This is a genomic window from Vibrio sp. RE88, from assembly GCF_013113835.1.
GTDB lineage: Bacteria > Pseudomonadota > Gammaproteobacteria > Enterobacterales > Vibrionaceae > Vibrio.
Genome location: NZ_VTYQ01000003.1, coordinates 285,366 through 307,198 on the forward strand (window position 1 = coordinate 285,366; position 21,833 = coordinate 307,198).

Consider the following 21,833-nt stretch of genomic DNA (forward strand, 5'->3'; position numbering starts at 1 on the left):
AAATTCTCATCAATCGATAAAGTTAATACTTATCTTTAAGCTCAATTCACCGTTAATATAAGAGTATATGTTCGCCTAAATCCAATAATTGTGAAAGCATCAGATTTAAAGAAACTACTCGACTCCCTTCCTGAAGGCCAAAACCCTAACATTGTCACGGGTGAAGAATGGCTGCCCGAACGGTTGGTCAATACTCACCTAGACGATGAGATGCTGTTTTTGGAGTTTGATAACGCACCGGAAGAAGCCCAAGGTGAAGAGGAAGGACGCGGTTTTGTCGAGCATGAAGTTGACATGATTCGTAAACGATTCGAACAAATTCTTGACGAAAGCTCCGATACAAAAACCAAAGCAGATGCTATGCTGGCCCTCTTTCTTATGGGTCATGAGATGTCGAGCTCCGAGATCATCGAAATCATGGAAGACCCTGAAGTACCTAAGGATCCAACAGAGAACCAATGAAACCGACGCCTGAATTACCCTTCCTATTAGCCGGCCCGATATTAAGAAAATCCACCGCAGAAGAGCTTGTCTTCTGGCTGGTCACCAGTCGCCCTCTTGAAGGCCAATTTGTCCTTCATCATGAACCGGATCATGGGGTGGTATTTCAGGAAAACCTCAGTCACTGCCATCAAATTCAAGTCGGTACTCACTGTTTTGTCACCTTGGCGCATTTCAAACATCATTTTCCAACCGATGTCGCGCTCAGTTACGAATTTGAGACTCAGCTAGGCCCGCTTAGTGAGCTAAATCCGCATTTACTGTACAAGGATGAAGAAAAACTCACGTTTAAGATTTCAACCAAAGCGGATTATGTCCTGCACGGTTCTTGTCGCAATCCACACCACCCAAGCAAAGATGCGTTAGTCAGCATCGACACTAAACTAGCCGCTCAATCACTGGACGAGCGACCAGACATGTTGGTCATGAGTGGCGACCAGATATATGCCGATCATGTTGCGGGGCCTATGTTGGATGTCATTCTTCAAACCATCGACATGCTTGGCTTACCTTCTGAATCGTTCAGTGACGCGCCGATTGATTCCGCTGAAGCTTTGTACGCGCATCCAGACTGCTTTTACGGACGGGATAAAATACTGCCCCACTATGTGGATGATGGTTCCTTACTAACCAAACTTTTCCCTAAACGGCATGTGCCGATCTTCAGCTCGCGTGAGAATGAAAACCATCTGATCACCTTCGCTGAGTTTTTCGCCATGTACATTTTGGTGTGGTCACCAACACTTTGGCCGTGCCTCAACCTGACACGTTTGCTCGACAAAGCATTCACTCACAATGGCAAAACACTATCGCCTAAATGGCAGCAGCAATGGCGTGAAGAAAAGCACATACTGGAAGATTTCATTCAGGGCTTACCTCAGGTCCATAGGCTGTTTGCTCACGTGCCGACTTATATGATTTTTGATGATCATGATGTCACAGATGACTGGAATCTGACGGTGGGATGGGAAAAAGCGGCGTACAGCAACCCGTTCTCTAACCGGATTATTGGTAACGGGTTAATCGCTTACTGGTTATGCCAAGGCTGGGGGAATGAGCCAGATAACTTCAATGATGAGTTTTTGTCTGTCGCTCTCAAGTATTTAAAAAGCCCCACAGAACAACACCAAGATAATTTCATTCGTTATCTATACAGTTTCGAAAGGTGGCACTTTACTATCCACACCTCCCCTAAGGTAGTGGTGTTGGATACCCGAACTCGAAGATGGCGATCCGAATCTCGAATGAACAAACCATCTGGCCTGATGGACTGGGAAGCTCTGATTGAGTTTCAACAAGAGCTGATGCATCAGGACAAGGTGATCGTTGTGTCTGCCGCGCCTATGTTCGGTGTGAAATTTATTGAAGCACTGCAAAAAGGCATGACGACCCTTGGTCAGCCACTGGTAATAGACGCAGAGAACTGGATGGCCCATCCAGGGAGCGCTAATACGCTACTGAGTATTTTCACCCACACCAAAACACCAACCAACTTTGTTATCTTGTCCGGCGACGTGCACTACTCTTTCGCTTACGACATTAAGCTGCGCTTTCGACGCTCCAGTCCTAATATTTACCAAATCACTTCCAGTGGATTTAAAAACCAGTTCCCAGAACCACTATTGGCGGTGTGTGATCATATGGACAGGCTACTCTACTCACCTCGTTCGCTACTGAACTTTCTGACCAAGCGAAAGAGATTAAAAATCAAAAAGCGCGACCCTAATACCGAGGGCGTTCGTCGTTTGGTCAACACCAGCGCCATTGGCGAGCTGAAACTTGACGACCACGGCAAGCCGCTACGCATTTCGATATTGACGGGGGACGGCAAGGAAATTGATTTCCCACCGATAAAAGAAAAGTAATCTTTTTGTAAAGACACTTGTGCTCGCCTCATATAATCACTATCTATAGAAATAGGAACAAATTTTGAGGCGCATCACATGTTGAATTCAATCACGACCCTATTTAAACAACTCATCGATGGTCAGGATCTGGGAAACCACGCAGGTACCGATCCAAATCTCGCCATCGCTTGTTTACTGTGCGAAGTCGCGGGGGCGGATCATCAAATCAATCAGACAGAGACCGAAGCCAAACTTCAACTGCTGACAAGATTGCTGGATCTAAGCAACGAAGAAGCCATAGCGCTACTCGACCGTGCAGAAGTAAAAAGTAAAGAATCTGCCTCCCTTTATGAGTTTACATCTCAGTTAAGAGAACTCAGTCAGGAAACCCGCTTCGACTTGATCAAAGCAATGTGGGAAGTTGCCCATGCCGACGGCGAGATTGACCCACTGGAAGATGCCGTCATTCGCAAAACCGCAGAACTATTGTATGTCGATCATAGTGAATTTATTCGCGCCAAATTGCAGATAGTTGAAGGGCAAGACGGGCAATAATCATGCGTCATTAATTGAGCCATTGTATCGGTTAGCACGCCTCAAAAGGGAATCTGCGATCTTTAAGCAAAAAGTTTACTTTTTATGTATTCAGTTACCTAACATACTGTTACCGTACGGAAAATACTAACAATACATGGTGAAAGTAAATGAACAAAGCGTCTCTCAAAGTAGCGATCATAGGGGCTGGACTTAACGGTCTGGCGCTGGCGTTATCGCTTCGCTCATTCGGCATCGAAGCAACGATCTATGAAAAGTCAGATAAACCTCGGATCGACGGCACAGGTATCATTATGTGGCCCGAGGGAATGCAGGTCCTCGCGGCATTAACGGATGCGGCCAAGATCAAAACGCTAGGCAACACTGTCGATATTATCACCACAGCGACCTTTAACTCCGATATCCTGAACCAGCTTTCAATGCGTCAGGCAGGGAGCAAAGTGAACGCCGATGTCGGCCTGTTCCATCGCCGCGATCTCTACCAATTGCTGCTTGATACCTACGGTGAAGATAACATTCGCACTGGCCAACATTGTACGGTCGAAAACGATACCATTATGATCAATGGTGAGCCGTTGATTGCAGATGTAATTGTGGGTGTAGATGGTGTCTTCTCTCAGGTGAGAAAGTTTGTTGCGCCAGAAGTTAACCTACGTCAACCAGGCGTTTACTGCTGTCGAGGCATGGTTGATTACCATAACCCTGCAATTAGCGACGACGAGTGTTATGTGTTTGCGGGTATGCAGTCACGCATCGTGACCTACACCTATGATCGTGAAACGCATGGCAAGTACTGGTTCGCCGCTTGTAAAGTTGAGCCGGGTGAAACACTCGACAAAGCCAAGATTCTCGATAAATTCAGCCACTACTCTCCATACCTACTGGAAATGATCGAGCAGACCCCAGAAGAACAGATCCTGCCCTCTCCTTTGGTCGACGTTGCCCCCTTTGAGCAATGGTCTCGTGATAATACGGTACTGCTGGGTGATGCCTGCTGCGCGGTACTGCCAACCATGGGAATTGGTTTTAGCCTTGGCATTGAGAATGCGTTTATCCTCGCGCAAAGCTTGGCTTCCAACTTCTACGATATTCCTGCGGCATTCGAACGTTATCAACTGCGAGCGCAGCAACGCTCTCACGAATTGCAAAACATCACACATCGTCTGAGTGAGTTAACGTATACCGAGGCGTTCAACCCCGTAGAAGTGGCAGAACTCTATCAGCAGTTCACTATCGTTAATAGCCGCTCTCCGTTCTAATTCAGGCTATGAAAAGAAAAGGCTACGCTTTGTGATAAAGCGTAGCCTTTGATTTAATGAGCCAAATCCGAATCGAATAAGCCTTACTACTCATTCTCTCGGAATATTACAGTTCCAGCTTAAAACCGAGCTTAGTCACAGACACTCCTGCTAACCCCAGTCTCACTGCGTCCAGTTGCTCCGCAATGGTCTGTGCATCCTGTTCGCTTTTTGCCAGTACCGCAATTGAGTAAAGAGGCCGGACGAACTCACTACCCGCCACCCCCTCGTTCTTCAAATATGCCGACGTCACCTTGCCTTGGTTAGTCCAATCGACCACTTTCTGTAAATCTGACGCCAACACTTTATCGACGAGCAACACGTCAGATGGTTCTTTCCATTCCAACTCTACTGAGTAATTTTCGAAAGCAGGGACACTGTCGAGCCATTTACTGCCCAGATCGCGAATCTCTTCTATCTCAACTAACTCTTGTCGGTAGAAAGGCAAATTGCCAACGCGATCTCGAACCTGTTGCTCACTATCAGCCTCCATCACAAAGCGAATGATCGGAAAGTCTTGCCCTCCAACCTGACTGGAAGACACGAACATATCTTTGATGTATCCGGCATCAATCAAGTTCGCAAACGCTTTTTTTTGTGAAGGCATATTATCGAAAATTGCCTGTGAGTCTTCGGTTTTCCAAGCAATTGAGACTCCATAGGAAGCGGCATTAACCTGTATTGGCACGCTCACTAATGCTGCCATCAGAAAGGCTCTAAAATTGAATTCCATTTTTTTCCTCATTGAATTGTTGTTCTGGTCAGCGAACAGTCGAGATACTAACAAGGAGTTATAGCGAGGTAAGGAAGGCACGACATTTTTAATATGAATTAAAAATTAATTTATAATGATCAAAGAGATATTGCGGTTTTTAGCTCTCTTTATATTACTTTTTAGGCTTCTAAAATCCAAAAAAGGGAGCCTAAGCTCCCTTTTTACATCTCTCTTTCATCACAGCATCGTCAATGCTAATTTGGCGAGGTTATACGCGTCAACGTACCCGGAATGCTGCCGCCCTTCCCACTCAATATTTTGCGCTTCCTGAGCAGCTTTGTGACCAATGCGTTTATCTTTGAGGCGGTGTTGAACGCGATACAAAGTGGCTAAGTTGATGAATTCTTTAAACGGCATTTCAATGCCTTTGTCTTGGCACTCTTGCGCCAAAATACGATCATCACGACCCCACGATGCGTAGATCTTATTCGCGCCGCCAAAGTTTTTGATCATCGACTTCAATACTTCTTCAAGCGGGCGGCCCTGCTTTTCAATTTTACGTGGCGTAATTCCGGTGAGCTGCGAACAAAACAGGGAGACTTCATCCTGTTCGGGTTTGACATAGTACTGAGCACGCTTAACGATCTCGCCTTTCACAAGATCGATTTCTGCCAGCCCGACTTCGATGATTTCACCCGTAGTACCGACACCGTTTTCATTCCAACAGCACATTTCCAGATCGAAACAAACTATACGGTTATGGTTCATTGCTCGCCTATGTTTAGTATTCTGATAAAGCGCCGAATTCTACCTCAGTTGAGGTCAAAACTCGAATGCCACCGAATTGATTGAGCAGATCTTCTGCAATCTTCTGTCGAACTGCCCAGTCATTTTGGTCAACTTACCTATAGTGTGACTAAAAATGACTAAAAACAAATCAATCAGGCCTGTTACCGCCTCTTTTCTGAAGGCCTGTAGACTTGAATGTGATAATATTTGCCCCAATTTAACCCAATAATTACGACAATAGCAGTCAAAGTGTGACTCCTATTTCTTCCATCAATTAAGAGAAATGTCATGACGTTCGATTTACAAATGATCCCTCAAACGTTCGATATGCTGCACGCTGGCCTGACGGCTTCAAGCGTCCTTTTACTTCTGATTGCGGTTTCGCGCAAATCTAAAGTCGTCGAAAAAGTGGTTGAGAAACCAGTTGAGAAAATCGTCGAAGTTGAAAAGCCTGTCGAAAAGATCGTTGAAGTAGAAAAAGTGGTCGAAGTTGAAAAAGTGATTGAGAAAGTCGTGGAAGTGGAATCAAAACTTGCTACAGCTTCTACTGACTCTGCCATGCAACTACTATCTATTATGCAGCAAGAAGCTCGCCTGATTGACTTCCTGAAAGAAGACCTAACATCGTTCTCAGACGAAGATGTCGGCGCTGCGGCGCGTGTTATTCACACTGGCGGCCAGAAAGTACTGAACGACTACGTGACGCTTGAACACATCCGTAATGAAGATGAAGAAACGCGCGTTACTATTGAAGAAGGCTTTAACCCACAAGAGGTTCGCTTAACGGGTAACGTGACAGGCAGTGCGCCATTCAGCGGCACTCTGGTTCATAAAGGCTGGAAAGCGCGCGAAATGAACCTTCCAAAACTGGCTGAAAACTACGATGCTTCTGTTATTGCTCCTGCTGAGGTTGAGCTGTAATGGAAAACCTGAACACCATTCAGGCTGAAACGCCAAAGTTTAGCGTGGGTATCGACTTAGGTACTACTCACTGCGTACTGTCTTATGTGGATACATCGAGCGAAGACGCGCGTGTTGAAGTCATGTCGATTTCTCAGCTGACCGCACCGGGCACCGTAGAAACTCGCAACCAGCTAGGCTCGTTCCTGTATCAACCACACGAGCACGAGATGAACCCTTCAGCTCGTGTATTGCCTTGGTCCTCTGAGCCTAAGGCGCTTGTGGGGGCAATCGCTCGTAACCTTGGTTCAAAAACGCCGATTCGCCTTGTAGCAAGTGCAAAATCTTGGCTTTGTCACGCTGATGTCAACCAACGTGATGCGTTCCTTCCAGCTGGCAGTCCAGAAGAAGTAGAGAAAGTATCTCCGCTTCGCGCAACGGAGCTGTACCTCGAGCATCTCAAAGATGCATGGAACCACACTCATCCTAGCGACCCGCTTTCAGAGCAAGATGTGACGATTACCGTACCGGCATCTTTTGATCCTGCGGCTCGTGATTTAACGGCTGAAGCTGCACGCAATGTTGGCTTAACTCACCTGACACTGTTAGAAGAACCTCAGGCGGCTCTATACAACTGGATCGACAACAGCAATGACAAATGGCGTGATGAAGTCGAAGTTGGCGACATCGTGCTGGTTGTCGATATCGGTGGTGGTACCACTGACCTTTCTCTGGTTGAAGTCACCGAAGACGAAGGCAACTTGACGCTAAACCGTATCGCGGTAGGTGAACACATCCTACTCGGCGGTGACAACATGGACCTTGCCCTTGCGTACCGCTTGAAGATGAAGCTAGCGCAAGATGGTAAAGAGCTACAACCATGGCAAGTTCAAGCGATGACGCACGCCTGTCGTGACGCTAAAGAAGCACTATTGAACGACAGCGAGCTTCAGTCAGTGCCTATCGTAGTACCAAGTCGCGGCTCTAAACTGCTTGGCGCAACCTTGAAGACGGAACTGACGCAAGAAGAAGTTCAGCAAACACTAGTGGACGGTTTCTTCCCGAAAGTTGCCGTTACTGAGCATCCAGTTCAGCGTAATCGCGGCGCCCTGACTCAAATGGGTCTTCCGTATGCACAAGATGCAGGGATTACACGACACATCGCGGCTTTCCTTTCAAAGCAGGCTAATGCTCAAGGTGGAGAAAGCGCTTCAACCGAGTTCAATCCATTTGCTGGAATGCCAGGTATGGGAGGCGCTGAAGCACCTTCAGCCGACTTTATCAAACCAACGGCCATTTTGTTCAACGGTGGCGTTTTAAAATCAGACCTGCTGGCGAATCGCCTTGAAGAAACCATCAATGAGTGGTTGATAGACGCTGATGCTGAAATGGCTCAACGTCTGACGGGTGTAGACTTGGATCTGGCGGTTGCAAGTGGCGCTTCTTACTATGGCTCCGTGCGTCGCGGCCAAGGTGTGCGAATTCGTGGCGGTATTGCATCGAGCTACTATGTTGGCATCGAGAGTGCGATGCCAGCTATTCCGGGCATGGCCCCACCAATGGAAGCTCTATGTGTAGCACCATTTGGTATGGAAGAAGGCTCTGCGGTTGAAGTACCAAGTCAGGAATTTGGTCTCATCATCGGCCAGCCTGTGAACTTCCAGTTCTTTGGCTCGACGGTTCGCCGTGAAGACGAAGCAGGTACACACCTTGATCACTGGGGCCCTGATGAGTTGGAAGAGCTACCAGAGATTCAAGTTACTCTACCTGTCTCTGAAGGTCGTCGTGAAGGTGAAGTGGTGCCAGTTACCCTAGCTTCTCGCGTGACAGAGCTTGGTACGCTTTACTTAGAAGCCATTGCCGCAGATAACGGTCAAAAATGGCATGTTGAGTTTGATGTACGCGAAGACGCGAAAAGCGACTCAAACGAAGAAGAATAAATAAAAATCAAACGGCATCCAATCGGGTGCCGTTTTTAAATACACGAAGGTTTGTATGGCATCTCCTCGTTTTCTTGTTGGTATTGACCTTGGCACCACAAACACTGTGGTTGCCTACTGTGAAATCACCGACAACCTTGAACAATCCGAAGTATCCCTATTTGATATCGACCAATTGATTGGTCCGGGTGAAGTGGTTCGTAAGCCACTGCTGCCCTCTTTCCGCTACCACCCAGCCGTTGGTCAAATCTCCCCTTCTGACCTGACACTTCCTTGGGAAAACGAATCCGTTTCTGGCGACATTAGTAATGTCATCGTTGGTGAATGGGCGCGTGAATTAGGCGCGAAGGTAGAAGGCCGACAAGTTTCCAGTGCCAAAAGCTGGCTCTCGCACCAAGCAGTAGATCGTAGCTCAGATATCCTTCCATGGGCTGGTGCACAAGACGTCGACAAAGTCTCGCCTGTCATTGCCAGCGCAAGTTACCTCAACCACATTCGCCAAGCGTGGAACTATCGTCACCCAAGCAACAAGCTAGAAGATCAAGACGTCGTCGTAACTGTTCCTGCTTCGTTTGATGAGACCGCGCGTAAGCTCACTCTGGAAGCCGCTGAACTGGCGGGTTTGAAGAAAATCGTCTTACTCGAAGAGCCTCAAGCGGTGTGTTACGACTGGTATGCACGCCACCAGCAAACGGCTGCAGACGAGCTCAAAGAGTTGCCGCTAATTCTGGTCTGCGATGTCGGTGGCGGTACCACCGACTTAAGTTTGATAGAAGCGAAGTATCACAACGATGAGTTAGCATTGGATCGAATTGGTGTTGGCGAACACCTGATGCTTGGTGGTGACAACCTCGACTTAGCATTAGCACACCTCGCGGAAAGCCGCTTCAATCAAAGTAAGAAGCTCACCGCAGCAAGCCTAACTAAACTGATTCAACAAACTCGTAAAGCAAAAGAAGATTTGCTGTCAGTGAGCGCGCCTGACGAAGTAAAAATCACCATGCTAGGCAGTGGGTCTAAGCTACTTGGTGGGACAAAGAGTATTGGCCTCAGCAAGCAAGAAGTCCATCAAATTGCTCTGGATGGTTTTTTCCCACTTTCTGATTTCAGTGAAGTACCAGACAAACGCCGCAGTGCGATGGTCGAGTTTGGATTACCGTATGTTGCAGATCCAGCGGTCAGTAAGCACGTAGCAGAGTTTCTTAATCAGCATCAACAAGTCTCTTATTCCGCACTGGGACAGGAAGTCACATCAACGCCTGCCGTTCCGGTCGGCCTGCTACTAAACGGTGGTGTATTTAATAGCGAGCTGGTTACTGAGCGAGTCACAACCCTACTTGGCAACTGGCGCGGCGCTCCCGTGACAGTACTCGATAACCCACATCCTGATTGGTCAGTCGCTCTTGGTGCCGTCGCATTTGGTAAGGCTCGCCGTGGCGCTCAGCTCAAAATTGGTGGCGGTGCTGCACGTTCCTACTTCCTGCATTTACAGGAAAAAAATAAGATGGGCAAAGCACTTTGTCTTCTGGCGAAAGGCACGGACGAAGGGCATGAGATTCGCTTAAGTGGACGTCGATTCTCCTTAACACTGGGTGAGCCAGTTCGCTTTAACCTGCTGACATCAACCCACGACACTCTGACCCATAACACCGAAATTCAAAACGGTGTGATGGTCGAAGTGGACCCAGATATCTTCTCGCCTCTTCCTCCCTATATTTCAACTCTGGAAAGTGAAGGGACTGATCTTCAAGCTAATCAGAAAGAACGTGTTGAAGTACAACTGGCCTGCCAGCTAACTGAAGTTGGCACGCTAAAAATGGAATGTGTCAGCGTTGAAGATGACAACAAACGCTGGGAGCTGGAATTCGAAGTTCGCAATCAACAAGCGGACGAAACAGAGCAAGAGCAACTGCACCCACGCCTGACAGAATCTAAAGAGCTCATCTCTCGCCTCTACAGCGGCAACAAGAAAAGCGCCGACGCAAAAGAAATCAAGACACTCGCAAAAGACTTAGAAAGAAAGCTAGGTAAACGAGACGACTGGGATTTCACGACCTTACGTCACCTGTTCGATGCTTTTGCACAAGGCCGTAAACGCCGTCGCCGCTCAGAAGCTCATGAAAAAAACTGGCTTCGCTTGGCTGGGTTCTCACTGCGACCTGGCTTTGGCGATGCCACCGACTCTTGGCGAATCGAACAAGTGTGGGGCCTTTACCAACAAGGTATTCAGTTCAAAAACCACCAAGGCTGGACAGACTGGTGGGTGTTCTGGCGTCGCATCGCGGGCGGGTTAAGTCAGGAGCAACAAGAAACACTATTGGCTGATATTGCCAAATACTTACACCCCGGTGCGATGAAGAATCCTCAGTCAGCCAAAGCGGCACAAGACATGGGTTACGAGTCGATGGTTAGACTTTCTGCATCACTTGAGCATCTTGAAGTGGAAGATAAAGTGCTGTTAGCCAGCTGGTTCTTAAGCAAAGCCATCAACCACAATCAATTTGAACAAGCTCATTGGTGGGCGTTGGGCCGCCTAGCGTCACGAACACCTTTGTACGGTAGCCAGCATAGTGTCATCCCTCGTGAACAAGCGGAACAGTGGCTGCCTAAATTGCTCGAACAGAACTGGCTCAAGGAGCCGATGATTGCATTTGCTGCCGTGATGATTTGTCGTAAGACAGGTGACCGTTTATTCGATATCTCAGATGACTACCGCGAACAAGTTCTAACTAAGCTAAAACAAAGTAAGGTTCCAGAATCTTGGGTCTCGCTGGTTGAAGAAGTCAAAGAGCTATCCGAAAGCGAATCGAAACGTGTCTTTGGTGATGCACTGCCAAGCGGTCTCACTCTCGTTCATAACTAAAACGTTATTACCAATCTGCCAGCCGTTTGCTGGCAGATTTTTTATTGCGCCGATCAATGCAACGCTGACACAGTTTTCCTACTCTCTTACTCCCTTTACTCGCTCTCTGTAGCACTTTTAGCATTTCATGCGGAAAAACCCACACTCCTCTGAACCGCCTAGTTGCATATATAGAATGTTCATCACATACTGCTCTCGACCTTAAAAATCGAACAATAAATCATCAAAACAAATACTATTAAGCAAGGGATAGCCATGAGAAATATTACTATTCTGGGTGCTGGGCAGGCAGGCTTACAGCTAGCGATTGGTCTACAACAACAGGGCTACCAAGTCCGACTTGTCACCGACCGACAACCGCAAGACATTGAGCATGGCTACGTAATGTCGACTCAGTGTATGTTCCATACTGCGCTGGAGTCAGAACGCAAACTCGGTCTGGATTTCTGGCAAGATGATTGCCCTAAAATCGAAGCAATTAACTTGTGCATCACAGCGCCAGATAACCCGGTTCATATCGCTATCGAGTGGCAAGGACAACTCGACAACCATGCCCAGTCCGTCGATCAGCGCATCAAATTTCCAGCTTGGATGACACAATTTGAAGAGTTAGGTGGAACTCTGGAATTCAAAACGCTTTCAGAGCAAGATCTCGAACACTACGCATCAACCAGTGATCTGGTCATCGCAGCTACTGGAAAAGGCAACATCGGTGAGATGTTCACACGAGACGAACAGCGCTCCGCCTTCACACAACCACAAAGACACCTTTCTCTGTTCTACGTTTCTCACCCGCAATCTGGAAGCCAGCTAGATAAAGTCAAATTTAACGTGATTCCTGGCATTGGTGAGTACTTTGTGATGCCAGTACTCGGCAGCTCTGGCCCTTGTGAAGCGATGCTATTTGAAGCGATTCCAGGTGGGCCAATGGATTGCTTTGATCCTAATTCTTCCCCTCAAGAGCGCTTCAATAAAGCCAGAGAGCTACTCCATACCTACCTTCCATGGGAACTTGAACGCATAGACCAAGTGGCCTTAACCGACGATAAAGCCGCACTCACTGGCCGTTTTACCCCTGTAGTCAGAAACCCTGTTGCTACATTACCTTCCGGGGCAGCGGTATTAGGTCTAGCTGACGCTATTTGCCTTAATGACCCTATCACAGGGCAAGGTTCGAACAACGCAGCAAAAGCGGCACAAATCTACCTGCACAGCATTATCGAGCAAGGAGATAAGCCGTTTGATGAAGAGTGGATGACGGCAACGTTCGAGCAGTACTGGGAGCAGGCACAATGGGTCACTCAGTGGACCAATATGATGCTGTCACCTCCACCGCCTTTTGTGCTCAATATTCTAGGTGCAGCGAGTCAGCATCAATCGCTGGCGGACCGTATTACCAATGCGTTTGACGATCCTAAAGACCTGTTCCCTTGGTTTGCCGATGAAACGGAAGCGGCTCGCTACCTCTCTGAGTTATCCGAAAACAGAGTAAATTCGCAAACCTAGTATGTCCATCTTCGCCTCTGAAATAAGAGCATTCAGAGGCGAAGAATGAATAAACTCCTTCCTCTTTCCCCCTAGTTTGGCATTGGCTCTTTTTTGACCTACATCAACAATAGAGCCTTTAGTTTATTTATTGATTTGTAAACAAAAAGTTATTGTTACCTTGCCAATGCCTTATGCATCAACGCCCTTAAGCTTATTGTTCATTTTAACATCGATTTTTACCATAAAATCTATCGATATTTTGCGTTTCATCGATAGCTGCTATTTCTTTATGTTGAGTTCCGAGCACGCCCCGTCAGAAGCGTGCCGATCTGGTGAGAATAAACCATCACATCAAAAGGAATTCATAATGAAAACACTATTAGCAGTGAGCATATTGTCAGTCTTAACTTTCAACGCACACGCTCAACGTCAGAACAACGAACCAATCAAAGTGATTGAGCCCGCAGCAGGGTTAGACAGTCAAAAAGTGGAGCTAGGAAAAAACCTATGGTTTGAGCCTCGCATATCCGCCTCTAATACCATCTCATGTAACTCATGCCACAACTTAGCCAAAGGAGGCGTAGACAATTTGCCGAGCTCAATTGGCCATAAATGGTCCATTGGTCCGATAAACTCACCGACGGTTTTTAACTCTGATTTGAATTTTGTTCAGTTCTGGAATGGACGTGCAAAAGATCTTCAGGAACAAGCTGCCGGGCCTATTGAAAACCCTCTGGAAATGGCGTTTAGCCACCAGCTCGCGGTAGACACCCTACAATCCATTCCGCAATATCGCGATTGGTTTAAGCAAGCCTACAACGCCGACACCATAACCATCACCGAAGTGACGGATGCTATTGCCACATTTGAAAAAACCCTTAGAACACCTAACGCCCCATTTGATCTATGGCTGAAAGGCGATGATTCCGCGCTCTCAGCAGCACAGATTGAAGGCTACGCGTTGTTTAAAGCCAAAGGCTGTACCGCTTGCCATAGTGGCCCGCTTGCTGGTGGACAGATGTATCAAAAAATGGGGCTGGTTAAGCCTTATGAAACGAGCAATCCAGACATCGGACGCAAAGCCATTACAGGTAAAGAGTTTGATAAGTACGTATTCAAGGTGCCAACGCTGAGAAACATTGAGCTGACTTACCCGTACTTCCACGACGGTTCCGTTTGGGACTTAAAACAGGCGGTAGAAATCATGGCAGACATTCAATTGGGTCAAAAGCTCACCAGTGACGAATCTGGAAAAATCACTGAGTTCCTGAAATCACTCACCGGTGAGCAGCCACAGGTGACGCTGCCCTACCTGCCACCATCAAGTAACGAAACGACACGACCGAATATCTAGATAAAGGCTGAGTTTCAGAATAAAACAAAGGAGTCGCACTGGCTCCTTTTCATTTTTCTCAATAACAACACCAATTTATAAAATTGATGGAATTTAAGTCACAATTCATTGATGAATCTAATGCTAACTTATACATCAGTTTCGCTACCGTATGTTCAGTTCTGACGTATAAACCTTGTTGTGTTGTCTGGCTTATCTCAGGATCTCCACCTTGCTTGGTCTTAGGAGAATGAAATGATAAGGATTTGGTTGATCATTGCTTCGGCATTTTTACTCTCAGCTTGTCAGTCTACACCACACAACGAAATCGGTGCTTTTGCTCAAGCAACACAAGAAATTATCTTGCAAGTCGATGAGGTCATCGTCGAAATTAACCAAAGTCATATCAACAAACAACTCATGGATATCGCCACGCAACATGGTAGTGGTCAAGAACCATTGACTAGAGAGGCATTGCAGTCAGTCACTCCACTCTTTGATCAATCAGCCCAAAAACAAATGGCTATCTATCGCGCTAATCACGCTTTGAATCGCTACGCTAAAGGGCTTCAGGCATTAAGCGGTGCAGTTAATCAGGCTGATATCGATATTGCGGCCGCTGAGCTAGCCAGCGCAATGAACGGGATGAATACCAGCTACACTCTCCTCACCAACAACGACGACCTATTCCAACCCAAAGACATGTCGATTGTGGCAAGCGCTGTTGCAGCATTGGGAACCTCCATCGTTGAAAAACAACGTCAGGAATCCTTGAAATCTGTCATTACTCAGGCCGATGAAAAAGTGAACCTCATTACCGATCAGTTAGTCATCCAATTGGCGGATTCAGGCTTGGAAGAGCTGTTGGTATCGAGCAGAAGTACCCACCTAAAACATGCCCTGAGGGACTATAGTAAGCGCGCTTCCAGTCAACCGATGGCCTTCGAACAGAGCTACAGCGAGACTCAGGCACTGTACGAGCTGTACATCATCATGTCCCAGACCAAGCTCTCACTACACCAGACCCGACAAGCTATCAAAGCCGTCAAGAAAGCACACAATGGCATCACCAAAGAAGTTCAGGCGGACAGGTTTAACAGCAAAGGCATTATCGCCATCGTCGGCGAACTGAAAAACCAGTGGGAGCGATACGACGATTTCCGAGAAGTCGTCACCAGTTGTGAGAAAGGCTACGAGCTAACAGGGGACGACCCTCGTACTCAAGTTGTGTCCTGTAAACCCTGATATTTTGAGAGGAGCCGAATATGGCAGAACTTCCTGAAACCAACCGCCGCTTGAAAGCCGATATCTTGTCGACCATTCTCGAACTCGATAAGCGCTATGAGTTGGAAATGAATGATCAGCTTGCGCTCAACCTAAACAATGCCAGTGCTGAGCTTCACCTGCGGTTGGCTCATATCATTCAACACCAACTAAGTGGTACCTCTGCTGAGTTTGACGCGGCATTACAGAGTCTTAGTCGGCTGGCACAGCGCTGTAATGACAAAGCCGACTCACTGGATAACACAACGGAAGTACTCGGCTCGATAACCGATGCCATCAATAAGGTCAATAAGCTGGCAGGAAAAGCGGCGAAACTGATAAGTTAATAGCAGCTACTTATTGAGTAGTGTCACACACTCATCAAAAGACGGGTTGTCACCTATTCCAATGTCCCATAGCTGCTTAGCGGCGTAATGGGAAAAGCTCGGATCCGCTGGAAACAGCGCCTGCCTGGAGCGTTTCTTACTCAGATAAAGCACTTTTATTTCTTTCAGTTCTGACCCGAGAATATGCCTCGAATTAGCACATATTTCCGCAAGCCCTTCGTATGCATAGGCGTTAACTTCTGCCATGTTGATACTTGCCAAAGCGCTAATGGGTGACATAGAAACCAACAGCAACACTTTTATGCGTTGACTCATGACACTTACCTCCGTACAGACTGCGTCTAGGTATGTTATGCCCTTTAACAGCGTGAGCCTCCGCCAAACACGTCAATTAGTCGGCATGGTTAGCCTTCGAATCACTCAACGTAAGTATAGCTACAGTCCGAACCGCTTATGTGATCGCTCAATGAGAGGAGCTTTGCGTTATCATCCTCTGTATTGGCTCGGCGCCCTGCCTGACCAGCGCCTAAAACTTCGCCTGAAATTGGCGCTGTCACTGAATCCAAGCCGAAAAGCGATTTCTTCTATCGTCAAATTGGTTCTTAACAAGAACTCTTTAGAAAGCTCAAAACGTACTTCATCCAGAAGTTCGCGGTAACTGGTTTGCTCCTGATTGAGCTGCCTTCTTAGAGTCCGAGCCGAGCAGCCATGTCGCACTGCAATGTCATCAATGGTAGGGAACACACCAACACTCTGATAGAGCAAGGCTTTGATTTGATTGCTCAATCGCGTAGGTGATTGCAATACTGCCATCACGGACTCACAAGAGTGGAGATAGGTACTGAGTAGATCTGAATTATGGGAAGCCAACTGCCAATCCATGACCTTGGCGTTAAACGTTAGCACGCACCGAGGTTGTTCGAACAGCACATTACAACGGAAGCGCTCTGCGTAGTGCGTGGCGTAATCGGGTTTTGGGTATGGCAGCTCTAGCTTCTGTAGCACCAACCGCTGCCCAGTCAGTTCAAAAAACAAAGAGGCAATAGAACTGAAAAAGTACTCCGTACAAAAAGGAAGTAGCTCGCCAATCTCTAAGTCATTTTCAATCTCAATTACTGCGTTGTCATCATCACGCCATACTCTTACAGAAAAAACAGTGCCATTGAGATCCAGATATTTAAACCCCGCTTTTATTGCCTCAAAGACAGTCTGACTACTCAGAACCGCATAGCCAAGAATACCAAAATGGCTCAGTGTCGCACGCTCGCCAAGCAACAAGCCCAGACCAATATTGGGGAAATACTTCTGTACATAGTGGAATAGCAAAAGCTTATCCGAGTAACTGATATGGCTTTCTTGGCTATGCAAATCTATATCACTTAAGCCAGCATGGTTTAGTAAGCTATCCGCATCTAGCCCATATTCCTCCACGACACTAAGCAGTAAAGAGATATCTAAGATCCCCAACTGATATCGATGATCAACGGGCAGATATTCTGCGATGACTTCCATGTCTACTCCTCGTGTAATCCAACATTCAGGATAACGGAGTTCACCCTCTCCAATCGTGACAATGATTCACTTTATGACCGAAAATGACCTGTTTAATAACACTCAAACGCGTAACACTGATTGAAATGTTATTGGATTGTGAACTTATCATGATACTTAGCCAAACTGCCCCTGAATACCTTATCCATTCAAATGGAAAGCCCTGTTTTGGTCATTTCGATGGTGTGCCAAAGCAATTGGGAATCCACCGCTTTGAGTACCGTAATAACATGGATCGCAAAGTCGGTAAGCTGAAAAAGTACTTTCACTACAAGCAGTTTCAATTTGTCAGCATCATGACACCACGCTATGTGATTGGCCTAGCTATTGCTGATATTCGCTATGTAGGCTCTGCGTTTTGCTATGTTTACGACGTCCAGACAGATACTCTGGTCGAGCAAAGCTGGTTAAGGCCTTTGAATATCGACAAGCAAATGTCCCCATCCCCACACGGAGGCTACAGCCATATCGCGGCCAAAAAGCTAGCGTTTGAGATTACTTACCCCAATTGGCAGGTCAAAGCCAATACCGAGCTATTACAACTGGATGTTTCCCTCCAACCGCCAAGCAGCAGCTTGCCGCTCTCACTGTGCACTCCTACTGGCTATAACGGCTGGACCTATACCAAAAAGCACAACGCGCTCGCAGTTAAGGGAAACATTACGGTAGGTGGAAACCAGATCGACACTTCTCTCGCATTGGGTGGCTATGACTTTTCAGCGGGCTTTATGAGGCGCGAGACGAGTTGGCGATGGGCCAGCATCAATGGCTGCAGTGACAAAGGCAAGCTTGGCCTCAACTTAGCCGCTGGGGTCAACGAAACGGGCAGTCACGAGAACGCATTGTGGGTTGATGAGGAACGGCACTTACTAGGGGCTGTCCACTTCCTTTTTGATCGCCAAGCGACACAAAAAAAATGGCGTATTTTCTCTGATGATGGTCGAGTCGAATTGACTTTTACGCCACTCAACAGCAGAAGTGAAAAGCTTAACCTATGGGTTTTGCAAAGTAATTTTCGTCAGTTTGTTGGCCACTTTTCTGGCTATATCGTGGATGGAAATGGTTTACGCCACACACTTCACCACCAGCTCGGGTTAACCGAAGATCACTTCGCTCGCTGGTAACATTTTCGGAGCTTTGTATGGACTTCAGTATTCTTATCGATAACCCTGAATGGCTTCTGATGCTATTAGCGCCTCTTTTCATTAGTTTGATGTTGGCTGAGTACTTCATCGGGCAAAAGCGAGGCCACCTTCCAGAAAACTCATCCTATTTGCTGCCTGAAGTATTATGTAACTTTGCTCTCGCGGGTATGCATCAGTTGGCGGATTTGCTAACCGGGCTTCTGATCGTTCAACTCTATATGTGGATATTTGGCTGGCGACTGATGGACATAGAAATGGGTCTTGCGAGCTTTATTGTTCTGCTCATACTGCAAGATTTCTTCTATTACTGGTTTCATCGTGCCAGTCATCGCACCCGTTGGATGTGGGCCGCGCACGTTGCGCACCACAGCTCTGAACGCATGAACTTCAGCACTGCTTTTCGCCAGAGCCTAATGTACCCCATTGCGGGAATGTGGCTTTTCTGGGTTCCTCTTGTGATCATCGGATTCGAACCTAAATGGGTCATTTTTGCCGTATTATTAAACTTAGGTTTGCAGTTCTTCGTCCACACACAATGGGTTCGCACTCTTGGACCATTGGAATATCTGTTTAACACCCCTTCTCATCACAGAGTGCATCATGGCAGTAACCCTCAGTACATCGATAAAAACTACGCTGGCGTACTGATTATCTGGGACAAAATGTTCGGTACCTTTGAACCTGAAGTTGAAACCGTACGCTACGGTGTCACAAAACCCGTCGAGAGCTTCAATCCGCTGGTAGTTACATTTAAGGAATGGGGTGAAGTTGGTCAAATCCTGCTAAATAAACAACTGAGCTACAAAGAGAGATTTCTCCGCATTTTTTCTCCGCCAAGCGATGACGCTTAATTCTAATTAGACACGAATTTGTTGTTAGAAAACCTTGAGTTCCATACGTAGCTAGGTGCCGACGCTGCACAATCATTACAAACAACCAGTAGCTCAGGAGAGGCGGCACCCCAAGGGGGCACTATCCACTCCGTTGTTAAAAGAGAACTACCACAAAAAGGGCAGTCCTCAAACTGTTGAGGCTCTATAGTCTCGCTGCTCATGTTACAGCCTAGAAGCAAAATTTTTTTCTATATCATCCAGCCAGGACTTACGCTTTTCTTGCGAAACTGACTTCACGCTGGCGAAGTTAATCCAGTTTCTTTTCTTCACTCCAATTTTCCAGAACGTTCCCATAAGCATCGCTTTCTTAATCGCATTACCAAATAAAAAACGATATATGAGTGATGGCGTATTCATGGTGGTAATCATGGTGACACCTGTTAGTTTAGAGAGAGTGCAATACATGGAAGAAGACTCGCCTTTGTAGTTATAGGCAATACTTGGAAAGATAAGCTTATCGATAAAACCTTTCGTCATGGCAGGCATGAGCTCCCACCAGATAGGGAAAATAAATACGATATGCTCCGCCTCTTCTAACCTTTCTTTGTAATGCATGACTTGGCCACTCAAAAGCTGCTGTGCTTCTTGGGGCGCTTTTCTCGCCAGCGCAAAAGCCTTGAGTTCCTGAGCTCTTATTACCGGATCAAACTCTTCGTTATCTAGGTGAATTAAATCAACATTGTGACCTGATTGATTAAGTGAACGAGTGACTGAGTTGAGGATGGCATTGCAGTAGCTACCCTCATATGGATGATTGAATACGACAAGTACACGCATGATTGGATTCCAGTAAAACGATAGGAATGCCAATCATATGGTCATATTCAAATTTCAAACGATAACATTTGTTATCAATGTGGATAATTTCGACACCTGATTCTGCTTAAAGATACCGAGGTAATACCCAGATAAGATGCAATATAGTGTTGAGGAATTGCCCGAATTAACTCCGGAGATTGTTTGACCAGTTCCTCATACCTTTGTTGAGGAGTATCTTTAATACGAGAAAGAAACAGGCGTTGATAGTGCCTCAACCTTTCGCTAAGGAGAGTAAAGGCAATGTCTTTTAAACTAACATTGTTATCCATAATATCCTTGAGCTCAGAAGCTTGAATGGAGTGGACTATAGAAGGCGTTAAAGTTTCGTAAGTGAAAGAGCTTGGCTCACCAAATAAAAAGCTGTCACATGCGGTGATGATGGTATCACTCATGAAAAACTGAAAAGAAACGTCTTTACCATCTTGATTAAACCAAGATCGAACACACCCACTTTCAATGAAATAGACAGTCTCACAAAAGGTTCCTTCATGAATAAGAGTGTGTTTCTTATTGACTTCTAACCTCTCAGTGAATGGCTTCACTATCTCCCAAATTTGTTTGGCGCTATTCATGGCGTAACTCATTTGTAAAAACAATTATAATAATAAGCTACGCGACTTTAACTTTAAAACAAACCCTTGCGTTAATGTCTGCCTGCTAATCGATTCATTGTAGTGAGCCGCATGCTCTATACTGAGTTTCACCCAACAACCAAGAAACCCAACGCCTTCTGGAGTTAAGGACAAACGCTTCATGAAGGCTGATGCCATCAACAATCCAGACATCCGCTTCACCTTCACCAAACTCAGTGAACCTCCACTCTTTGCTGTTGACTCGCTCCCCTTGGACAAGAGCCTCATTCAGCTCTTTACTCATGACAATCATCTTCATACCGCCAGCACTGCCGATGCTCAAACCAGAATCAGCAATTTGGCCAATTGCAACGGGCACTTTCATCGTACAGTGGTTACCAGTTTGGTCCACCCAAGTGTAGCTCCCCTCACCCACACGACCATGTAACCAAAGCAGTTTACCAGATGTCATATCATTAACTTCCAATACACCAATCGCCTCTTCTGGCAAAAGATGGGGTTCTTCATCCGCTATCACTTGATAAGCAAATATAAGCGTGCTTAAAAGTATCCATCTCATAACAAACGTCCTCCATTATTTAATGGCAAGCTGCTTTGTTGAAGGAGCAGATATGTGAACCAGAATGGCCCAATAGCCGGAATAAAAAACACCAATCCCCATAAGCCAGATTTACCAATATCATGCATACGCCTCACGATTAATGCGACGAGCGGAATGAAACTTACCACACTATAGAGAACATCAAGCCAAGGTAATGAAAAGCCTACATCCATGGCAATAAGCACCATACTTACTGCCATGTGTACGATTACGAACATCCAAAATTCTCGCCTTGAAGAATGGCCCGAAAAGTCCAAACCTCGTTGCCACGCCAGCCAATAGAAATACATTTTTAATCTCCCCAATACGTAAAATGAGTCTCTATTCTGAGTTCGAAGGGGTAATAAATACGTCCTCAAACTGGTTTTAGGACGTCCTGATACCGGTTTTGG

General features: G+C 46.5%; 21 protein-coding genes. 13 read left to right on the forward strand and 8 right to left on the reverse strand.

Translation table 11 applies throughout. The features are described from left to right. Positions 1-90: 90 nt before the first annotated feature. The 4 genes from F0265_RS07425 to F0265_RS07440 all read left to right on the forward strand — a co-directional run bounded on the left by F0265_RS07425 (position 91) and on the right by F0265_RS07440 (position 4,162). Positions 91-462: a hypothetical protein gene (locus F0265_RS07425; protein ID WP_019275911.1), complete on the forward strand. Its 372-nt coding sequence runs from the start codon at positions 91-93 to the stop codon at positions 460-462. Next, the gene (locus F0265_RS07430) at positions 459-2,366 is read left to right on the forward strand and encodes an alkaline phosphatase family protein (RefSeq protein WP_171748408.1); all 1,908 of its coding nucleotides are present in this window, start codon (positions 459-461) and stop codon (positions 2,364-2,366) included. The genes F0265_RS07425 and F0265_RS07430 overlap by 4 nt, the downstream gene beginning before the upstream one ends. A 78-nt stretch (positions 2,367-2,444) precedes the next feature. Beyond that, positions 2,445-2,903: a TerB family tellurite resistance protein gene (locus tag F0265_RS07435; protein WP_021456630.1), complete on the forward strand. Its 459-nt coding sequence runs from the start codon at positions 2,445-2,447 to the stop codon at positions 2,901-2,903. A gap of 149 nt (positions 2,904-3,052) precedes the next feature. Further along, positions 3,053-4,162, forward strand: a complete 1,110-nt coding sequence (locus tag F0265_RS07440; protein ID WP_171748409.1) for an FAD-dependent monooxygenase — start codon at positions 3,053-3,055, stop codon at positions 4,160-4,162. Positions 4,163-4,268: 106 nt separating this feature from the next. Here F0265_RS07440 and F0265_RS07445 read toward each other — a convergent pair whose 3' ends face one another. Together F0265_RS07445 and F0265_RS07450 are read right to left on the reverse strand one after the other, a co-directional pair. After that, the gene (locus tag F0265_RS07445; protein ID WP_253809371.1) at positions 4,269-4,934 is read right to left on the reverse strand and encodes a hypothetical protein; all 666 of its coding nucleotides are present in this window, start codon (positions 4,932-4,934) and stop codon (positions 4,269-4,271) included. Between the two features lie 219 nt (positions 4,935-5,153). Next, positions 5,154-5,684, reverse strand: a complete 531-nt coding sequence (locus tag F0265_RS07450) for a 3'-5' exonuclease (RefSeq protein WP_006958954.1) — start codon at positions 5,682-5,684, stop codon at positions 5,154-5,156. Between the two features lie 309 nt (positions 5,685-5,993). Here F0265_RS07450 and F0265_RS07455 point away from each other — a divergent pair, with 309 nt between their 5' ends. From F0265_RS07455 to F0265_RS07485, 7 genes are all read left to right on the forward strand, one after another. Continuing rightward, positions 5,994-6,626, forward strand: a complete 633-nt coding sequence (locus F0265_RS07455) for a DUF2760 domain-containing protein (protein WP_006958955.1) — start codon at positions 5,994-5,996, stop codon at positions 6,624-6,626. Next, positions 6,626-8,545 (forward strand): Hsp70 family protein, encoded by a 1,920-nt coding sequence (locus tag F0265_RS07460; protein ID WP_171748410.1) that lies wholly within the window; start codon positions 6,626-6,628, stop codon positions 8,543-8,545. The genes F0265_RS07455 and F0265_RS07460 overlap by 1 nt, the downstream gene beginning before the upstream one ends. Before the next feature lie 55 nt (positions 8,546-8,600). After that, on the forward strand, positions 8,601-11,408 hold the full coding sequence (locus tag F0265_RS07465; protein WP_171748411.1) for an Hsp70 family protein: 2,808 nt from the start codon (positions 8,601-8,603) through the stop codon (positions 11,406-11,408). Between the two features lie 255 nt (positions 11,409-11,663). After that, positions 11,664-12,914 carry a styrene monooxygenase/indole monooxygenase family protein gene (locus F0265_RS07470; protein ID WP_171748412.1) on the forward strand — a complete coding sequence of 417 codons (1,251 nt, stop codon included), beginning with the start codon at positions 11,664-11,666 and terminating at the stop codon, positions 12,912-12,914. 349 nt (positions 12,915-13,263) lie between these two features. Further along, positions 13,264-14,250 (forward strand): cytochrome-c peroxidase, encoded by a 987-nt coding sequence (locus F0265_RS07475; RefSeq protein ID WP_171748413.1) that lies wholly within the window; start codon positions 13,264-13,266, stop codon positions 14,248-14,250. A gap of 234 nt (positions 14,251-14,484) precedes the next feature. Further along, entirely contained in the window at positions 14,485-15,474 is a 990-nt protein-coding gene (locus F0265_RS07480) for a hypothetical protein (protein ID WP_171748414.1), read from the forward strand. A 20-nt stretch (positions 15,475-15,494) separates the two neighbouring features. Further along, positions 15,495-15,839 (forward strand): hypothetical protein, encoded by a 345-nt coding sequence (locus tag F0265_RS07485; protein ID WP_171748415.1) that lies wholly within the window; start codon positions 15,495-15,497, stop codon positions 15,837-15,839. A gap of 6 nt (positions 15,840-15,845) precedes the next feature. Here the strand turns inward: F0265_RS07485 and F0265_RS07490 are convergent, their stop codons facing one another. Together F0265_RS07490 and F0265_RS07495 are read right to left on the reverse strand one after the other, a co-directional pair. After that, the gene (locus tag F0265_RS07490; RefSeq protein WP_065740357.1) at positions 15,846-16,154 is read right to left on the reverse strand and encodes a hypothetical protein; all 309 of its coding nucleotides are present in this window, start codon (positions 16,152-16,154) and stop codon (positions 15,846-15,848) included. A 171-nt stretch (positions 16,155-16,325) separates the two neighbouring features. Then, the gene (locus tag F0265_RS07495) at positions 16,326-17,351 is read right to left on the reverse strand and encodes an AraC family transcriptional regulator (protein WP_171748416.1); all 1,026 of its coding nucleotides are present in this window, start codon (positions 17,349-17,351) and stop codon (positions 16,326-16,328) included. A gap of 149 nt (positions 17,352-17,500) precedes the next feature. On the opposite strand from F0265_RS07495, the gene F0265_RS07500 reads away from it, so the two are divergent. After that, entirely contained in the window at positions 17,501-18,514 is a 1,014-nt protein-coding gene (locus tag F0265_RS07500) for a DUF2804 domain-containing protein (protein WP_171748417.1), read from the forward strand. A gap of 17 nt (positions 18,515-18,531) precedes the next feature. Next, on the forward strand, positions 18,532-19,386 hold the full coding sequence (locus F0265_RS07505) for a sterol desaturase family protein (RefSeq protein ID WP_171748418.1): 855 nt from the start codon (positions 18,532-18,534) through the stop codon (positions 19,384-19,386). Between the two features lie 204 nt (positions 19,387-19,590). Here the strand turns inward: F0265_RS07505 and F0265_RS07510 are convergent, their stop codons facing one another. The 4 genes from F0265_RS07510 to F0265_RS07525 form a co-directional block, all read right to left on the reverse strand. After that, positions 19,591-20,205 carry an NAD(P)H-dependent oxidoreductase gene (locus F0265_RS07510; protein ID WP_171748419.1) on the reverse strand — a complete coding sequence of 205 codons (615 nt, stop codon included), beginning with the start codon at positions 20,203-20,205 and terminating at the stop codon, positions 19,591-19,593. Positions 20,206-20,279: 74 nt separating this feature from the next. Then, entirely contained in the window at positions 20,280-20,819 is a 540-nt protein-coding gene (locus F0265_RS07515; RefSeq protein WP_171748420.1) for a Crp/Fnr family transcriptional regulator, read from the reverse strand. A 94-nt stretch (positions 20,820-20,913) separates the two neighbouring features. Beyond that, entirely contained in the window at positions 20,914-21,399 is a 486-nt protein-coding gene (locus F0265_RS07520; RefSeq protein ID WP_171748421.1) for a hypothetical protein, read from the reverse strand. Beyond that, positions 21,396-21,731 carry a DUF805 domain-containing protein gene (locus F0265_RS07525; protein ID WP_171748422.1) on the reverse strand — a complete coding sequence of 112 codons (336 nt, stop codon included), beginning with the start codon at positions 21,729-21,731 and terminating at the stop codon, positions 21,396-21,398. The genes F0265_RS07520 and F0265_RS07525 overlap by 4 nt, the downstream gene beginning before the upstream one ends. Positions 21,732-21,833 lie beyond the last annotated feature (102 nt).